Source organism: Sphingobacterium sp. IITKGP-BTPF85 (assembly GCF_001006065.1).
In the GTDB taxonomy this organism is placed as follows: domain Bacteria; phylum Bacteroidota; class Bacteroidia; order Sphingobacteriales; family Sphingobacteriaceae; genus Sphingobacterium; species Sphingobacterium anhuiense.
Window position 1 is genome coordinate 18,892 of the sequence record NZ_ASZT02000016.1, and the last position, 16,908, is coordinate 35,799.

Below are 16,908 nucleotides of genomic sequence, written 5' to 3' on the forward strand. Positions count from 1 at the left end.
GTATGGCTGAATAGAAGGTGTTGCGAGCTGGAATTGCAACTTAAAAGTGGAGACTTTTTATGCTGCTAATTTGTGTTTTGAGTGATAAAACAATTCCATTTCATTTGGAGTTTTATACCCAATAGCAGAATGTATCCTTTTGGTATGGTAAAATCCTTCGATGTACCTAAACACCTCTAACTTTGCACTCTCCCTGTCGATAAACTTATGATGGTAGAAACACTCGGTTTTAATTTACCTATGTGTCAGTAAATCGGAGAAATCCGCTTTACTGACATTTTTATGTCCTGATGTGAAAACACATAAGACTGCATTATTTAGAATCAGATTTTCTAGCCCTTCTGCTTAATCTTCACGATTTTGTTTTTCCGTAATACCACTAATTCACTATTTTTGTTTTTCTTGAATTCGATCAGTTTTTCATATACTTTTTCGAGCCCTTTGAGGATTTTGATTTTCTCTTCTTCTTGAATGTCAATCGTTGTCATAATAGCTTTTTAATAGATTAAATTTATTCTCTTTTATTATGTTTAATAATTGGTCAGTTTTTTTTTCAGCTAATAGCTCATGTTTTCCTTCCGAATTATCAAATATTAAAGCTCCGTCAACGATTGGTAAGTATATATTAAAAAGATTTTTAATGCCATTCATATATCTTCTGGCAATAACATCTGTATCAATATGATGACCTCCTTCTAAAACTCTAGTTCTTACACGTTCTTTAGCAAGATCTATACTCTGTAACCAAAAAAATAACAAAGTAACGCGATACCCTTGCTCTTTTGCTTTAATTATTCTATTTCTGTAACTTTTTGTCGCTAATGTTGTTTCAAATGCAAAGTTTTCATTTTCTAAAAATAATTCGTCTATTCTTTTTAACATGATTCTACCTGCTTCAAAGGCTACTTTTCAGGTTGAAAAGGAGACAAACCTTTAGCAATTTCGTCAGCATTGATAAATTCTTTACATTCTAAGATTTCAGGTAAAATAGTAAAAGAAGCTGTAGTCTTCCCAGCTCCGTTACAACCTGCAATTATGTAAAGCTTTTTATCCCGCATTTAAACAAAAATACAAATTTATAATATCATTACATTAATTTCTGGAGCTGAATATATTTTTTAACAGAAATCTCATTTTAAATTGCATGTATGAGGTAAGCCACACTCTTTTAAGTGTTTTTTTGCACTTTGGTAGCATATTGAGATGTTTTTTTATCATACGAATAATATTTCTTTGTTGGACATGATTATTTTGTAGCAGTTTTTACGTAAAAAGAAGTAACCTACTCGAGGTTATTTCTTTTTTTGTGCATAAGAAAAGTTTTGATATCCAAAGTTAGTTTGAAACAGCAATAATGCTTTCAAATACTTTGTCCATAAAGAGTACAGTATCCATATTTTTTTCATACTTCCTATGTTCAAATAGAAGTTCAAAATTACCGTTATATTTCATTGCAACAAGTTCAATTTGCGTAGTTCCAGCCAGGTTGGAATCTCCTCGATACCGGGTACTGCGCAGGTGAAAGTTTTAAAATTTCCTTGTTGCGTAATGCTATAATGAACATGGACCGGAGTAGAGGTCTTCTTCGGATAGATGACCATAATGTTTTGTTTCATACTGAATATAAAAATGAAAAAATAGTTGATGCCGCTCACTACGAAGAGCAGGAATCGCTAAGTGCAGACGATCTGCCTAAAGCCAGAAAGATAGAAGGAGAGATGTCGTTATCAATGAACGAGGACGTAGCGTAATCTCATTTTTTAATCACATTTATGTAAGATACTGAAATTAAGTTAAATAAGCAAATGTTAGGCAATTGTTGTATGAAGCGTTGTAACGCTATTATACTTTTTTGGAGCGTAAAATTATTGTGATTTATCGGTTATTTAGCGTTAAATTAATATCTTTAAAACTAGGTCGACAGCAGGTATGACCACTATCAATTAAACCATTCGAGTAATACCGAGATTATTATGAACGCAAGAAGAGCATTTCTCCAAAAGGGATTTTTGGGAATATCTGGATTAGCCTTAGCCAGTACATTTCAATTGGAGGCACAAGCAACTACTTTAGTAAAAAAAGGAAAAGAAGATGGCTTCCATTTGGGAGTTGCAGGTTATAGTTTTGTCAATTTTAAGTTAGACGAGTCTTTAAGTATGATGAAGCGGATGGATATTAAATACCTATGCATCAAAGATTTTCATCTTCCTTTTAAGAGTACAGCAACCGAAATTAGTAATTTCATGAAAAGCTAAAGCAATCTGGTGTTACGGGTTATGCTGTAGGTCCGATTTACACCAATTCGATAAAAGCAATCGACGATGCTTTCGATTATGCTAAACGTGTAGGAGTTAATTTAATCATCGGTATTCCGAATAAAGAAGATTTGACCTATCTATCTAATAAGACAAAGGAAACAGGTATCCGTTTTGCGATTCATAATCATGGTCCTGAAGATAAATTGTACCCGAATGCAACTGTGATCTACAATTTGATCAAAGATTTAGATGCTAACCTGGGCATGTGTTTTGATATGGGACATGATACGCGGGATGGACAGGACGCGATCAAAGATTTACAACAATATCACAAAAGAATATTTGATATACACCTCAAAATGTCACTTCAGCAACTGCGGAAGGGACTACCTGTGAGCTTGGTCGCGGAGTCATTCATATTCCTTTATTTATAAAAGCATTGCGTAAGGTGAACTATAGTGGTAAGTGTAGCTTGGAACATGAAAAAGATATGGAGAATCCTTTGGCAGGTTTGGCCGAGTCAACGGGATATTTTAAAGGTGTTTGTGCTGTTTGATCTTTAGAATAAATTATATGTTTTCAACTAAGTTAATCCCATATTTTACAACAGTGAAAGTATGGCTATCCTTCTTGCTTTTCTTTATGATTGTTGTGGATGTAAGGGCGCAACATCAGGATCATGTTTTATGGTATAAAGAACCTGCTAAAAACTGGAATGAAGCATTGCCGGTCGGGAACGGCCGTTTGGGTGCTATGGTATTTGGAGATTATAATAAAGAGACGATACAGCTTAATGAGGAAAGTTTATGGGCAGGTACCAAACAAGATGCAAATGCAGATGCTGCTGCAAAATTGCCAGAAATACAAGCGTTATTGATCGCTGGTGAAATTGAAAAAGCTGCTGCGCTATCCGAAAAACACCTAAAAGTGATCCGTTAAGAATACGTTCGTATCAGTCTTTTGGAGATTTGAAGATTGAGTTTGCGAACGAACGGTTTAAACCTGAACAGATTACTGATTATCGACGTGAATTGGATATTCAAAGTGGTATTACAACTGTCCACTATCAATTGAATGGGGTACAGTATAAAAGAGAGGTTTTTGTCTCGGCTCCTGACAATGTGATCGTCATCCGCTTGACGGCAGATAAACCGGGTAAACTTACTTTCCGTTTATCGTACGGCAGGGAGCAGGATGCTACTGCGATGCCACAGAGTGAAAAGGAACTGCGCATACAGGGACAGATTGCAGATCTGCCTCATAAAGATGCGAGTGAACCAGGTCTACATATGAAGTTTGCAGGTTTGATGCGAGGCGTAAACAAAGGAGGTAGCCTAGTGGCGACAGCCAATTCATTTTTTGTGAAAGATGCCGATGAGGTGTTGTTCTATTTTACCGCTACGACCGACTATAATTTCTCGATATTAAATTATGATCGTACGATCGATCCATTTTTACGTTGTCAGGAAATCATCGATAAGGTTAAAAATTTACCCTTTGACGAGGCTGAGAAACGTCATGTAAGGATCATCGTAAATTATTTGACCGTGTGGTTTTTAATATGGGTACCCCCTCTCTGTTGCCCACCAATGAGCGTCTAAAAATGGTGAAAGACGGTCAACTGGATTTGTCTCTGATTAGTCTATATTTTCAATATGGACGCTATCTATTGATGGGATCATCCCGTGCGCCAGGTGTACTTCCTGCTAATTTACAAGGTATCTGGAATCAGGATATGAATGCGCCATGGAGTTCTGATTTTCATACCAATATCAATATCCAGATGAATTATTGGCCAGCAGAGGTGTGTAATCTTTCTGAAACGGTAGTACCTTTTTCAAACTTTATTTCGGCTTTACGTGAACCCGGTCGTGTCACCGCCCGGAAAACATACAATGCTTCGGGATGGACAATGAACCACCTCACGGATTTATTCGGACGTACCGCGATAACGGATGGTGTTGGATGGGGTACTTTTCCTATCGCAGCTTCATGGTTGGTACTACATCAATGGGATCATTATTTGTTTTCAAAGGATAAAGAATACTTGAAGAAAGAGGCTTACCCGTCAATGCAGGAAGCAGCGCAGTTTATGTTGGACTATCTTGTCGAAGATAAAAATGGAAATTTGGTCACAGCTCCTTCGAATTCTCCTGAAAATCAATATCGCATGGCTGATGGAAAGCAGTTTATGTTAACGTATGGTGCCACCATGGATGTACAGATCATCAATGAATTATTTCAAGCATGTGTGGAAGCAGAAACAATTTTAGGTCAAAAATCTGATTTTTCTGATCGCTTGAAAAATGCAATGAAAAAACTACCTCCGGTTAAAATTAGTCCACGCTATAACACGATTCAGGAATGGATAGAGGATTATGAAGAGGTTGAACCGGGGCACCGACATATTTCGCATCTTTTTGGTTTATATCCCGGGAAATCAATTAATGCAAATGACCCTGAAATTTTTGAAGCTGCACGCAGAACGATAGCCCGTCGTCGTTTTTATAATGAGAATGAAGGTAACCGTATGGGAAGCTATACGGGATGGAGTTGAGCTTGGATGATTAATTTTTATGCACGTTTGTTGTATGGCGATGAGGCTGGAAAAAATGTGCAGGAGCTCCTAGCTAAAACAACATTAAATAATCTGTTCAACACGCATCCTCCGTTTCAGATAGACGGTAATTTTGGAGGTACTGCTGGTATAGCCGAAATGCTGATTCAGAGCCATAATCAGGAGATTCATCTTTTACCAGCATTGCCACCGACTTGGGCAACGGGTGAAATGAAAGGATTGCGGGCACGTAACGGACTGGTTGTGGATATGAAGTGGGAAAATGGAGTACTGACTTCAGCTACTTTATATACCATAGAGACTAAAAAGGTAACAGTGCGTTATAAAAATAAAGTAAAAACAATGAAAGTAACTGCGAATAAACCGCTGATTGTTCAATTGTAATTTAAACCGGTTTTACCGATTGTGGAAAACCTTTGATATATTAACTGATTTGACTTATGATTAGACAAGATGAAACTTTAATGCATTTTAGTGAAAGGGTTAGAGTCGTATCGTAAGAACTGTAGTAATCCTTTTAAGTTGTTTCCGAAAGAAGCTAAAATAGCGTCAGAATAAGTTAATATATAGCTTCTAAACGAAAGTTGATTTGTTGAAATTTATAGGTTAGAAACGAGTTGCATAAATGCGATACGTAGAAAACCAATAATATTGGTCAAGGGATAGAAACATAGTATTATACGATTCTAAACTAACATACCAGATCCAAATTATATCCTCAGTAATTTAATCTTCAAATAGAAGTAGCATAAATTAATAAAGAGGCCATTTAATTTAAAAAATACGATCGAAAGAAACGACTAGCGTTGGAGAGGTATATTAATTTACTTGATTCTGTACGAATGTTTAATTGACCAGGTTAAGATGAAATGGTATATAAAAATAATTTTGAATAAATATGTTATTATTAGGAATAGATCTAGGTACATCTTCGATCAAAGTTTCTGTTATTGATGCAGTTACAAATAAGAAAATTATCTCTTGTCATTTTCCTGAAACGGAAGCAGAAATTATATCCCTACAGGGTGGTTGGGCAGAGCAGGACCCTAATCTGTGGTGGACAAATACACAATTGGCCATTAAAAAAGCAAATGCATCTGGATTATACGACCCTTTGGATATTAAGGCTATCGGTATCGCTTATCAGATGCATGGGCTAGTAGTGGTAGATAAAGAGCAACGCGCCCTACGTAATGCCATTATCTGGTGCGACAGTCGTGCTGTAAATATAGGTCAAAATGCATTTTCTGCACTAGAGGGAAAGGGTTTTTTGAACAGTCATCTCAATTCACCAGGTAATTTTACAGCTTCAAAATTAGCATGGGTGAAAGAACATGAACCAAATGTTTATGAAAAAATAGACAAGTTTATGCTACCTGGAGATTATCTGAGCATGCGCTTAACTGGTGAAATCAATACAAATGTAAGTTCGATATCAGAAGGAATTCTATGGGATTTTGAACAACAGCAAATTTCAGATACGTTACTAACTTTTTACGGTATTGATCGCGAATTGGTGCCTAAAGTACAACCCGTATTTTCTAATTACGGATCGCTTCGTTCGGATGTAGCAAATGAACTGGGATTATCACCGCAAGCAATGGTTTGTTACAAGTCCGGTGATCAACCCAACAATGCATTATCCTTGAATGTTTTTGAACCAGGAGAAGTTGCTGCCACTGCAGGTACCTCTGGCGTTATCTATGCGGTTACTGATCAAAGAGCACATGATCCGCAATCTCGAGTAAATACTTTCGCGCATGTTAATTATGAGTTCGAATCGGAACGATTGGGTGTGCTATTGTGCATCAATGGGACAGGGATACAAAATAGCTGGATCAGTCAGGTCACTGGTAACGGAAATGATTATGAAAGTATGAATGCGAAAGCTTCACGTATACCAATTGGATCTGAAGGGGTAAATATTCTGCCTTTTGGAAATGGTGCCGAGCGGATGTTGAATAACAAAACAATAGGAGCACATATCCAAAATTTAGATTTCCTCAGACATGGCACGGCTCATCTTTGGAGGGCATCACAAGAAGGAATAGCATTTTCCTTCCGCTATGGATTAGATCTGTTAAGGGAAAACGGGATCACACCGCAAGTCATTAAAGCCGGTCATGCCAATATGTTTTTGAGCCCTGTTTTTCAAGAAGCATTTGCAGGGGTAACAAACACACCCGTAGAGCTATATGATAATGATGGTAGTGTTGGAGCTGCTTTAGGGGCCGGTTTGGGTATAGGCATATTTGCGGATCGACAAGAAGCTTTTAAGGGGCTTCGAAAATACAAAATAATCGAACCAGAACATACTTCGCAATATGAAGAAGTATATGTTAAATGGAAACAATTATTAGAAGACAAACTATAAATTAAGATAAGATGAAAATTTTGACAGGAAATCATGTGTTCTTTAAACATGTAGAACAAGTTCAATTTGAGGGTGTAAATTCAGACAATCCGTTGGCTTTCCGCTGGTATGATCCGACACGTGTTGTCGCAGGAAGAACCATGGCAGAGCATTTTAAATTTGCCTGTGCCTATTGGCATTCTTTTAATGGTAATGGGGCAGATCCATTTGGTGGTCAAACGCATTTTTTTCCATGGGATAAGAAAGCAACAATCATGGAGCGTGCAAAAGATAAAATGGATGCTGCTTTTGAATTTATGACGAAAATGCAGTTGCCATATTACTGTTTTCATGATGTTGATTTAGTGGATTATACCGATGATATTCATGAAAATGAACGCCATCTTGATGAGATTGTTGCTTATGCAAAAGAGAAACAGCAACAGAGTGGTGTGAAATTGCTATGGGGAACAGCAAATTTATTCAGTCACCATCGCTACATGAATGGAGCATCTACCAATCCTGATTTTCATGTTTTGTCCCATGCAGGTGCTCAGGTTAAAGCGGCAATTGATGCAACGATTGCATTAGGCGGTGAGAATTATGTATTCTGGGGTGGCCGTGAAGGTATATGTCCTTGCTTAATACAAATATGAAAAGAGAGAAAGAGCATTTAGCGAAATTTCTACATATGTCAAAAGATTATGCACGTAAAAATGGATTTAAAGGTACGTTTTTCATTGAGCCAAAGCCATGTGAACCAACAAAACACCAATATGACTACGATGCCGCAACAGTGATTGGATTTCTTCGTGAATTTGATCTAATGGATGACTTTAAATTTAATCTTGAAGTAAATCATGCCACATTAGCGGGCCATACATTTCAACATGAACTACAGGTTGCTGCTGATGCTGGTTTATTGGGATCAATTGATGCAAACCGTGGTGATTATCAAAATGGATGGGATACGGATCAATTTCCAACAGACTTAACCGAATTGACAGAATCACTGATGATTATTCTTGAAGCAGGAGGATTACAAGGTGGAGGTGTCAATTTTGATGCTAAAGTGAGACGTAATTCTACAGATCCTTTGGATTTATTCTATGCACATATCGGTGGTATGGACAATTTTGCACGCGCATTGGTTACTGCAGATAATTTACTTCAAAATTCCCCTTATAGAGAATTGAGAAAAGAGCGTTATAGTAGTTTTGATACAGGTGCAGGAGCAGATTTTGAACAAGGGAAGCTATCTCTTGAAGATCTTCGTGCTTATGCTATTCGTGAAGGAGAACCAAAGTTGGTGAGTGGTCAACAGGAATTTATGGAGAATTTGATCAACCGTTATATATAGCACATTATTCATTTATTATAAACCTACTTCTAATTATATGAATAATATCTTGGCGACCAAAGATTATTTGGTTTTTTTCATCTACTTTATCATCGTATCGGGGTACGGTATTTGGGTCTATCGGCAAAAGAAGACCAAACTCAATGGTACCGATTCTAAAGATTATTTTTTAGCAGAAGGCTCACTAACTTGGTGGGCCATCGGCGCTTCTTTGATTGCATCTAACATCTCTGCCGAACAGTTTATCGGTATGAGCGGCTCGGGCTTTAAGATGGGTCTTGCTATTGCTACTTATGAATGGATGGCAGCTGTGACATTGATTATTGTTGCGGTGTTTTTTATTCCGGTATATCTTAAAAATAAGATATTTACGATGCCTCAATTTCTGCATCAACGCTACAACGGCACCGTTGCTATGATTATGGCTGTATTTTGGTTGATGTTGTACGTAGTAGTCAATCTAACCTCAATTTTGTATTTGGGAGCACTCGCAGTTAGTAGCATTTCGGGTTTCGACTTAGAAGTGTGTATGTATGCTATCGCTTGCTTTGCTGTTATTATTACATTAGGAGGAATGCGGGTTATTGGGTTTACAGATGTTATTCAGGTTTTCTTCTTGATTCTAGGAGGTCTGGCAACCACGTATTTGGCGCTGAAATTAGTGGCAGAAAATTACGGTGGAGAAGGGGTGCTAGAAGGATATCAGATTATGGCTACTAAAGCCTCGGATCATTTTCATATGATCCTACATCAGGATAACGAGAATTATTTGGATTTACCAGGGCTTACTGTTCTTATTGGGGGGATGTGGATTGTAAACCTGAATTATTGGGGCTGTAATCAATACATTACGCAACGAGCTTTAGGTGCAGATCTTAAAACGGCTAGAAACGGAATTTTGTTTGCAGCATTCCTCAAGCTTTTGATGCCGATTATTGTTGTTTTACCGGGAATAGCTGCGTATGTGTTATGGAAGGATGGGTTATTTCAACCTGAAATGCTTCAGAATGGTGAGGTAAATCCAGATCGTGCATATCCAGTATTATTAAACTTGCTTCCTTCGGGCTTAAAAGGTCTATCATTTGCCGCTTTGACTGCAGCAGTAGTTGCTTCATTAGCTGGTAAATCGAATAGTATTGCAACTATCTTTTCATTGGACATTTACCAGAAGGTATTCAATAAAAAAGCAAGTGAAAAGCAATTGGTCAATGTCGGTAAAATAACCATTATATTTTCGATGGTACTTGCGGTGATCATAGCACCTCATTTAGGGATAGATAGTAAAGGTGGTTTTCAATATATTCAAGAATATACCGGATTTGTTTCTCCAGGTATTTTTGCCATGTTCATTTTGGGATTCTTCTGGAAGAAAACAACTTCAAATGCAGCTTTATTTGCAACAATAGGTGGGTTTATTTTATCTGTTCTATTTAAATTTTTACCGCATATAGCAGATCTGTCGTTTTTAAGTTCGACTGGTTTTTCTGTTTTAAATAAAGCGTCAGGACTGTACGAAATTCCATTTTTAGACCGCATGGGTTTTGTATTTGTCATCTGTATTATGGGTATGTTGATCATTAGTTTAATCGATCAGCGAAATGGTGTTGTATCAAAAGGATTGGAAGTGGACCGAACAATGTTCAAGCCACATACAGGTTTCGTCATTGGGGCATTGTTGATCATTTTGTTAACGACTGCGCTATATATGATTTATTGGTAGAGTTAACTATAAATATTAAAAATAAAACAAAAAAATAGGTCTGCTACAGTTAGCGGACCTATTTTATATATCATTTCTTACTAATGTGAGTTTATTATATCATCCAACGGAATAAGCTTGCGCCCCAAGAGAAACCAGCCCCAAAAGCTGTTAACATAACAAGATCTCCAGTCTTCATCTGTTTTACATTTTCCCAGATACATAATGGAATTGTCGCTGCGATTGTATTCCCAAGGTACTCAATATTACTTAAGGTACGGCCTTCAGGAATATTTAATGATCGACCTACAGCATCGATAATACGTTGGTTTGCTTGATGTGGTACTACCCAGTTGATATCCTCAACGGTTAAGTTGTTGCGCTGCATGACCTGCGTGCAGGCATCACTCATTGATTGTACTGCTTGTTTAAATACGGTTTTACCGTCTTGACGTAAGTATCTTTTTTGTGTATCATTATCCGATAAGCTTATTGGATATTGGGTTCCACCTGCTTCAATATTTAGGAAAGCGCGACCATCTCCGTTACTTCTCAAGTATGCGTCCATAACACCTCCTTCTGTAGAAGGTTGTAGTAATACAACTCCAGCACCATCTCCGAATAGGATGTTGGTTGAACGGTCAAGGATATCGACATAAGTACTGATATTATCAGCCCCTACGATAAGTACATTTTTGTATCGTCCTGTCTCAACAAGTGAAGCACCCATATCCAGCGCATATAGAAAACCAGAACAAGCAGCGTTTATATCAAAAGCCCAAACATTTGTAAGACCTAGTTTTTCAGCGATGATGTTCGCAGTCGCTGGCATGGGCATATCAGGAGTTGAAGTGGCTACTAAAATTGCATCTACTTCAGCTAAATCTTTACCATACTTTGCTACGAGATCCTGAATCGCACGAACGGCCATGTCAGAAGTCGCTAATTCTTCTTCTAAGATGCGGCGTTCTTTGATACCAGTTCTTTTGATGATCCACTCATCATTCGTATCACATAATTTTTCTAAGTCAGAATTTGTTCGTTTATTTTGAGGGATATAACCTCCGATTGCGGTAATTGCAGCGTAAGTTTATTCGGGAGAGTTGTATTCATATATTATGGTTATCATATTCAAGTATGATCCGCCTTTTGGTATTTAGTTTAATTTTATTATCTCTAATGAGTATTTTATTTATTCTGCCTTTTTCTCTTTTCTAAAAAGAGTTGTAAAGGAGGTGTAAAAATAGGATAATTTCTACAACAGTATGAAAAATATTAAGATTGTGACAAAATGATTACGATGAATCACTTTTTTTGAACCGTTTTGCAAAACGGTCTAGTTATGATACCGTTTTAGTTTTATTGTTTAGAATATAATTTTGATAAAGTTGCTGTTGACAAAATATGTGAAATTATTGTAATGCAATTAAAACACGGTAAAAAACAGTCTGTTATTTAGATTTTTAGCCCTTCTTTTATTATTTAACCATAACCTGCCGGAAAAAAAACGAAAATAATAAATTTCCAGAAATATTTCATAGATCCCTGTTGAATTAACGAATGGTTTTCTTAATTTGTTGTTCGGGAGCTCATTTTTTATAGAGACAAAGCTTACTCAATTGAATTTCTATTATTAAAATATATATGCAATGATTCCATTTTCTATTCAAGCACCACTCCAAAATAATAAGATCAGACTAGTTCCACTACAGGATAATGACTTTGAAAGGCTTTTCGCTGTCGCTAATGATCCTAAAGTATGGGAGCAACACCCTAATAAAGATCGGTATAAAAGACCTGTGTTTGAAAATTTCTTTGAAGGTGCGGTAATCAGCAAAGGTGCCTACCTAATCCAGGATAAACTGTCCGATGAAATTTTAGGAAGTACACGTTTTTACAATTATAGTTCCGATGATAACAGTATTTTCATCGGTTACACTTTTTATGGTACAAAGACCTGGGGCATTGGTGTAAATCCTCAAGTAAAAAAAATGATGCTCGATTATATATTTGATCATGTGGATACTGTATATTTTCATGTTGGGAATAATAATGAAAGATCAAAAAAGCAATGGAGAGATTAGGGGCACAAAAAATAGCTTTGGAAGAAGTGGCTTATCATGGTGAACCTAACCGTATCAACGTTCTGTATGCTATTAGAAAAGATGACTATTACAAAGTATGATGGGATTTAATAGGAGCTTTTTGCATTTTAAAATATAACATGCTGCATACGGGCAAGCGCATATGTTTATGATATATAGGAATCATTAATTTTTGCGAAAATTTGAGTTAATCCGGACTTTTAGTTAGATGATTTCAACTTAGTGCAAAGAAGATTGTAAAAAGAACAAGATTTCATTGCTAATCTTGTCATTTTTGCTTGTGTAAATAGATTTTTCTACACCTAACTGTTTCATATGCTATCGTTTATCTTCAAGAAAATAAGTTAAATTTGTTTATAGCTCAATTATAAATGGAAACTTACGGCAACCCAGTATTAAATCGCTTACCCCAACATCTGAAACGTTTTATTGTACCGCAACAATATGATCGTTATACGGCAATTGATCAGGCTGTGTGGCGCTATGTCATGCGTCAGAACTATGCATATCTCCGTAATATTGCATATTATCCCTATATTCCAGGGCTTCATAAAGCAGGATTAACGATTGAGGAAATCCCAAATCTGCAAACGATGAACGACAGTCTTAAACATATGGGTTGGGGAGCGGCTACAGTGGACGGTTTTATTCCTCCTGCAGCTTTTATGGAGTTTCAAGCTTATCGGGTACTCGTGGTAGCAGCAGATATACGTCAGATTGAACATATTGAATATACTCCTGCACCAGATATTATTCATGAATCATCTGGACATGCTCCGATCATTGGAGAGCCTGAGTATGCGGCATATTTGCAATATTTTGGGGAGATTGGTACAAAGGCAATGTTTTCAGAGAAAGATTTTGAACTGTACGAGGCAATTCGAAACCTTTCTATCCTTAAAGAAGTAGTAGTGCAACCGAAGAGCAGCTGTCAAGTGCAGAAGCAAAGCTTATTGCGATACAAGAAAATATGGGTGAACCTTCCGAAATGGCATTATTGAGTAGATTGCATTGGTGGACGGTTGAGTATGGACTAATTGGAACAGTAGATGATCCCAAAATTTATGGGGCAGGGCTTTTGTCATCAATTGGAGAAAGTGCGTCCTGTATGCGTAAAGAAGTCCCAAAATTACCTTATTCATTGAAAGCATTAGCATATTCATACGATATTACGAAGCCACAACCTCAATTGTTTGTTACGGAAGATTTTAATCAGTTGCGAGAGGTTTTAGATCAATTTGCCAATACCATGTCATTTCGGGTAGGGGGAAAAGTTGGTTTGGAAAAGGCTATTGCCTGTAAGAACCTATGTACGATTGTGTATAACTCCGGATTGCAGGTCTCCGGACTTTTTCAGACAGGTATTGCTGGGAGTGAAATAGAATATATCAAGACTGTTGGTCCAACGGCATTAGCTTATGCAGATAGACAGCTTTCTGGTCATGGAAAGACGTATCACGCTGATGGATTTGGGTCTCCTGTTGGGTATCTGTTAGGAGCAGTCAAAGCACTGGAAGATTTTGATGCTGCTGATCTAAAAGAATATGGCATTGAAATAGGGCAGCACACCACACTTATCTTTACTTCTGGAATTGAGGTAAGAGGAGTTGTTCAGTCTATAGAACAGCGGGATAAAAAAATCAATTGATTACCTTTCCCCATGTCAGGTTGTCGATAGTAGATCCTGTCAGATTCTATTTGATCCAGAATGGGGAACTTATGACATGGCTGTAGGGAAACAGATTGTATCGGTTTTTTGTGGAGCAGCAGATAAAGAAGCTTATGAGCAAGGAGCCTTTGTGTCAGAAACTAAAACAATCGTACATCAGCAAAATGAGGTCGAAAAATCAAAAAATAAGCTTTATAAAGTTATTCGTGACCGAAGAACAGGTCAAGAACCGGATGTTTCACTTAGTGAGATTTATCAGAATATAACACATAACTATCCCGAAGATTGGCTTGCTTATATTGAAACACTGGAATTGGCTATTCATGATGGAGATCATTTGTTAGCAACTCAAATTGAAAATCGATTGCTGGAAATTATTCAAGATCATCAACATTGGAGTAAATTGATTTTGGATGGCATTAACTTAGCTAAAAACGACCAAATAGCATTGCTTTTAGGACCTAAGTAATGCATATCTACGATTAGAACGAAATTTAAAAATGTATCCAGGGATACTAATAAATCTTTCCAGGACTGCTAAGTAATAAAGAACTGCCATGAGCTATTGGTTTGATATCTCATGGCAGTAGGTATTTTGAACGGTATTTTAATATTAGACTCTTAATAAAAGAATTTGCCAAGCTGAAACCAATTCACCTTGGTCTAACAGTTTTGCGGCATACATCTGGAGCAACTTACGTCTTAGGGCAAGATCTTCGTGAGATTGTTCCCAGATTGCTATAATTTCAGGATTTACTAATAAAGTCTTCTCGTCATTCAATACAGGTAATTGCTCTACATTTGCCAATCGACCCAATTGATTTCCCGTAAGAATATCCGAATAACGGATATGTTCGGGAAGTGCGTCAACTCCTATACCTAAATTGCGGAGTGGCTTTGGAACTTCGAAGAGTGATTCTTTTGTTACGCGACTGTACCAATTCCCACCTAAACGGGCAACGAGATCAAGTGATTCCTGTGAGACTTCATTTTTATCATTTAGTAAGTTTTCATGAATATGCATCCGGACTATTTCTGCAATAACGAGATTTCCTGCTCCCGGACCATCACCGAGATTGATAATTTCATGAACTTTACATTCCAATTGAACTGGTGATTCTGCCACACGTGGAGGGTTGATCAGATCTGAAGCAATAGCTGTAAAACCTGATTTATCAAATTCATTAATTCCCTTTCCATATTCGGTGCTTGCGAGAGACTGTTGCTGCACCATGGAATAATTCACAATATTAATAACAACCTCTGGTACTTCTAGCATGTTGTCCAAGGTATGTTTAGTAGAACCGTCGCGCATTCGCCGCAATGGTGAAAAAACACAGATAGGGGGTTGCTGAGACATAAAATTAAAGTAGCTAAAAGGGCTCAGGTTGACATTTCCTGCCGCATCAATTGTACTTGCAAAACAGATAGGACGCGGAGCTACCGCATATTTGATAAGATTATCAAATATTGCTTGTTGTTCAACTGGATCTATTACTGTTGTTTTTTCTGTAGTCATATGTTGAGTAGCTTATTTAATTTAGTGTTCTTAATGATTTGCGGCGATAATATAATTTTGTAATCGACCTAAACCGGTAACTTCCATTACGATTTGATCGCCGATCTGTAACCATTGTTCTTTATGAGATGGATCATGCAGCTTCGCAGTCCCATTAAGCTCCAGAAAACAACCAGTACCAACAGTACCTGAGCCGATGACATCTCCTGGAAATACTTCAACACCATAGGATACACGTTCTATGATTTCAGCAAACGTCCAGTTCATATCGCGCAGGTTTCCTTTGGATACTAATTTTCCATTAACTGAGCAGGTCATTTCAAGATCATAACAGACGCCAATATGGCCCATGGGCGGATCAACACGATATTTTTCCAATTCATCTGCTGTAACTAGACAGGGGCCTATCACCGTCGCAAAATCTTTTCCTTTAGCAGGCCCCAAGTTAAGTTTCATTTCTTCCATCTGTAATGTTCGGGCACTGATATCATTCATGATCATGAAGCCACCAATATAAGAGTCCGCTTCTGATGCAGGTATATTTTTACCCTGTTTATCAATAACAATAGCAACTTCCAATTCAAAATCAAGTTTGTCTAAATGTTTGGGCATGCAGGAAACAGCGCCTGGACCGTAGATAGCACGGTGGTTTGAAAAATAGAAGACAGGAAATTGATCAAATTCAGGAATCATCTCTAAACCACGGTTTCTACGGGAGGTTGCTACATGCTGACGAAATGCATAAGCATCGCGTAAAGAACCTGGACGGGGTATGGGAGCTTCTAAAATTGTGTTAGCAAGTGTATGGTGTGTTTCTTCATTTTTTGAACTAAAAAGCTTTTGATAGGCATCCTTCATGGCGGCTTTGATACTTAAAGCTGCATGGAGATATTTATCCATAGAATCTGGAAATTTAGAATCAACATTCCCACAAGGATATATAGATGTACCAATTAAAAAAGCAAGGTGTTCACTATCTTCCAGAATACAGGTAACAAGTTTCATAATGTCATGAATATAGTATTGAAATCGGTTTTCTCTTTTATTTATATGTACGTTTTCAACGTTAAAAAAGAATTTTTGTACACCGTGTTTGATGTAATTTGGTTAAATATAGGAAGTTCGGGGTTAACTTCTTTGTTTTTTATGAATTATTAAAAATTAAAATATTATATTTGATATAAACAAAAATCCAATTATGAACACCAGCAGACTCACATATGTAAGAGTCATTTTCGGAATGAGTGCTTTCTTGAAGGCCTTGATCGCTGCTGTGGTGTTTGCGCAGTATTAAATTTTTCCTCTTTTCTTATTTATCTGTGCTTGTTTCATTCGTTTGATCCATGCTTCACTATATATATCATTTC

The 16,908-nt window shown here is 37.2% G+C and carries 19 protein-coding genes and 2 pseudogenes; 14 read left to right on the forward strand and 7 right to left on the reverse strand.

From position 1 onward, the window contains the following. Nucleotides 1-57: 57 nt before the first annotated feature. The 4 genes from L950_RS27585 to L950_RS29480 all read right to left on the reverse strand — a co-directional run bounded on the left by L950_RS27585 (nt 58) and on the right by L950_RS29480 (nt 1,058). Nucleotides 58-234 (reverse strand): IS3 family transposase, encoded by a 177-nt coding sequence (locus L950_RS27585; RefSeq protein ID WP_084825381.1) that lies wholly within the window; start codon nt 232-234, stop codon nt 58-60. A 98-nt stretch (nt 235-332) separates the two neighbouring features. Further along, on the reverse strand, nt 333-488 hold the full coding sequence (locus tag L950_RS29475) for a hypothetical protein (protein WP_021188061.1): 156 nt from the start codon (nt 486-488) through the stop codon (nt 333-335). Next, a complete protein-coding gene (locus L950_RS05165) occupies nt 475-882 on the reverse strand; it encodes a hypothetical protein (RefSeq protein ID WP_197086256.1) in 408 nt (135 codons plus the stop codon). Before L950_RS05165 ends, L950_RS29475 begins: the two co-directional genes overlap by 14 nt. A 20-nt stretch (nt 883-902) precedes the next feature. Further along, on the reverse strand, nt 903-1,058 hold the full coding sequence (locus L950_RS29480; RefSeq protein ID WP_197086257.1) for a hypothetical protein: 156 nt from the start codon (nt 1,056-1,058) through the stop codon (nt 903-905). Between the two features lie 483 nt (nt 1,059-1,541). Here L950_RS29480 and L950_RS05170 point away from each other — a divergent pair, with 483 nt between their 5' ends. The 10 genes and pseudogenes from L950_RS05170 (at nt 1,542) to L950_RS05195 (ending at nt 10,269) form a co-directional block, all read left to right on the forward strand. Continuing rightward, nucleotides 1,542-1,751, forward strand: coding sequence for a hypothetical protein (locus L950_RS05170; RefSeq protein WP_156169532.1), 210 nt, complete (start codon nt 1,542-1,544; stop codon nt 1,749-1,751). 222 nt (nt 1,752-1,973) lie between these two features. Continuing rightward, on the forward strand, nt 1,974-2,255 hold the full coding sequence (locus tag L950_RS29485; RefSeq protein ID WP_197086258.1) for a hypothetical protein: 282 nt from the start codon (nt 1,974-1,976) through the stop codon (nt 2,253-2,255). Between the two features lie 104 nt (nt 2,256-2,359). After that, on the forward strand, nt 2,360-2,692 hold the full coding sequence (locus L950_RS29490; protein WP_231576878.1) for a sugar phosphate isomerase/epimerase family protein: 333 nt from the start codon (nt 2,360-2,362) through the stop codon (nt 2,690-2,692). A 139-nt stretch (nt 2,693-2,831) separates the two neighbouring features. After that, nucleotides 2,832-3,197 carry a glycoside hydrolase N-terminal domain-containing protein gene (locus L950_RS34990; protein ID WP_021188064.1) on the forward strand — a complete coding sequence of 122 codons (366 nt, stop codon included), beginning with the start codon at nt 2,832-2,834 and terminating at the stop codon, nt 3,195-3,197. Nucleotides 3,198-3,199: 2 nt separating this feature from the next. Further along, nucleotides 3,200-3,859 (forward strand): glycoside hydrolase family 95 protein, encoded by a 660-nt coding sequence (locus L950_RS28440; RefSeq protein ID WP_262506997.1) that lies wholly within the window; start codon nt 3,200-3,202, stop codon nt 3,857-3,859. Next, nucleotides 3,820-4,920: pseudogene (locus tag L950_RS28445) on the forward strand (glycosyl hydrolase family 95 catalytic domain-containing protein); the annotation flags it as partial. The gene L950_RS28440 and the pseudogene L950_RS28445, both read left to right, overlap by 40 nt. Nucleotides 4,921-4,974: 54 nt before the next feature. After that, nucleotides 4,975-5,220 carry a glycoside hydrolase family 95-like protein gene (locus tag L950_RS37090; RefSeq protein WP_410528094.1) on the forward strand — a complete coding sequence of 82 codons (246 nt, stop codon included), beginning with the start codon at nt 4,975-4,977 and terminating at the stop codon, nt 5,218-5,220. Nucleotides 5,221-5,734: 514 nt separating this feature from the next. Beyond that, nucleotides 5,735-7,210 carry a xylulokinase gene (locus L950_RS05185; protein ID WP_021188067.1) on the forward strand — a complete coding sequence of 492 codons (1,476 nt, stop codon included), beginning with the start codon at nt 5,735-5,737 and terminating at the stop codon, nt 7,208-7,210. 11 nt (nt 7,211-7,221) lie between these two features. Continuing rightward, a pseudogene (gene xylA / locus L950_RS05190) lies at nt 7,222-8,549 on the forward strand (xylose isomerase). A gap of 37 nt (nt 8,550-8,586) precedes the next feature. Continuing rightward, complete coding sequence (locus L950_RS05195) at nt 8,587-10,269, forward strand: sodium/sugar symporter (protein WP_021188068.1); 1,683 nt, start codon at nt 8,587-8,589, stop codon at nt 10,267-10,269. A 94-nt stretch (nt 10,270-10,363) separates the two neighbouring features. On the opposite strand, the gene L950_RS05200 is transcribed toward L950_RS05195, so the two are convergent. Beyond that, a complete protein-coding gene (locus tag L950_RS05200; protein WP_031287038.1) occupies nt 10,364-11,326 on the reverse strand; it encodes a beta-ketoacyl-ACP synthase III in 963 nt (320 codons plus the stop codon). A 571-nt stretch (nt 11,327-11,897) separates the two neighbouring features. Here L950_RS05200 and L950_RS05205 point away from each other — a divergent pair. From L950_RS05205 to L950_RS31975, 4 genes are all read left to right on the forward strand, one after another. Next, nucleotides 11,898-12,332, forward strand: a complete 435-nt coding sequence (locus tag L950_RS05205) for a GNAT family N-acetyltransferase (RefSeq protein WP_021188070.1) — start codon at nt 11,898-11,900, stop codon at nt 12,330-12,332. Nucleotides 12,333-12,724: 392 nt separating this feature from the next. Beyond that, the gene (locus L950_RS31965) at nt 12,725-13,354 is read left to right on the forward strand and encodes a hypothetical protein (RefSeq protein WP_231576871.1); all 630 of its coding nucleotides are present in this window, start codon (nt 12,725-12,727) and stop codon (nt 13,352-13,354) included. Beyond that, the gene (locus tag L950_RS31970) at nt 13,324-14,001 is read left to right on the forward strand and encodes a hypothetical protein (protein ID WP_231576872.1); all 678 of its coding nucleotides are present in this window, start codon (nt 13,324-13,326) and stop codon (nt 13,999-14,001) included. Before L950_RS31965 ends, L950_RS31970 begins: the two co-directional genes overlap by 31 nt. Nucleotides 14,002-14,077: 76 nt before the next feature. After that, a complete protein-coding gene (locus L950_RS31975; protein ID WP_231576873.1) occupies nt 14,078-14,491 on the forward strand; it encodes a hypothetical protein in 414 nt (137 codons plus the stop codon). A 144-nt stretch (nt 14,492-14,635) separates the two neighbouring features. Here the strand turns inward: L950_RS31975 and L950_RS05215 are convergent, their stop codons facing one another. Both L950_RS05215 and L950_RS05220 read right to left on the reverse strand, forming a co-directional pair. Then, complete coding sequence (locus L950_RS05215; RefSeq protein ID WP_021188072.1) at nt 14,636-15,541, reverse strand: flavin reductase family protein; 906 nt, start codon at nt 15,539-15,541, stop codon at nt 14,636-14,638. Between the two features lie 30 nt (nt 15,542-15,571). Further along, complete coding sequence (locus L950_RS05220) at nt 15,572-16,546, reverse strand: fumarylacetoacetate hydrolase family protein (RefSeq protein WP_021188073.1); 975 nt, start codon at nt 16,544-16,546, stop codon at nt 15,572-15,574. Nucleotides 16,547-16,908 lie beyond the last annotated feature (362 nt).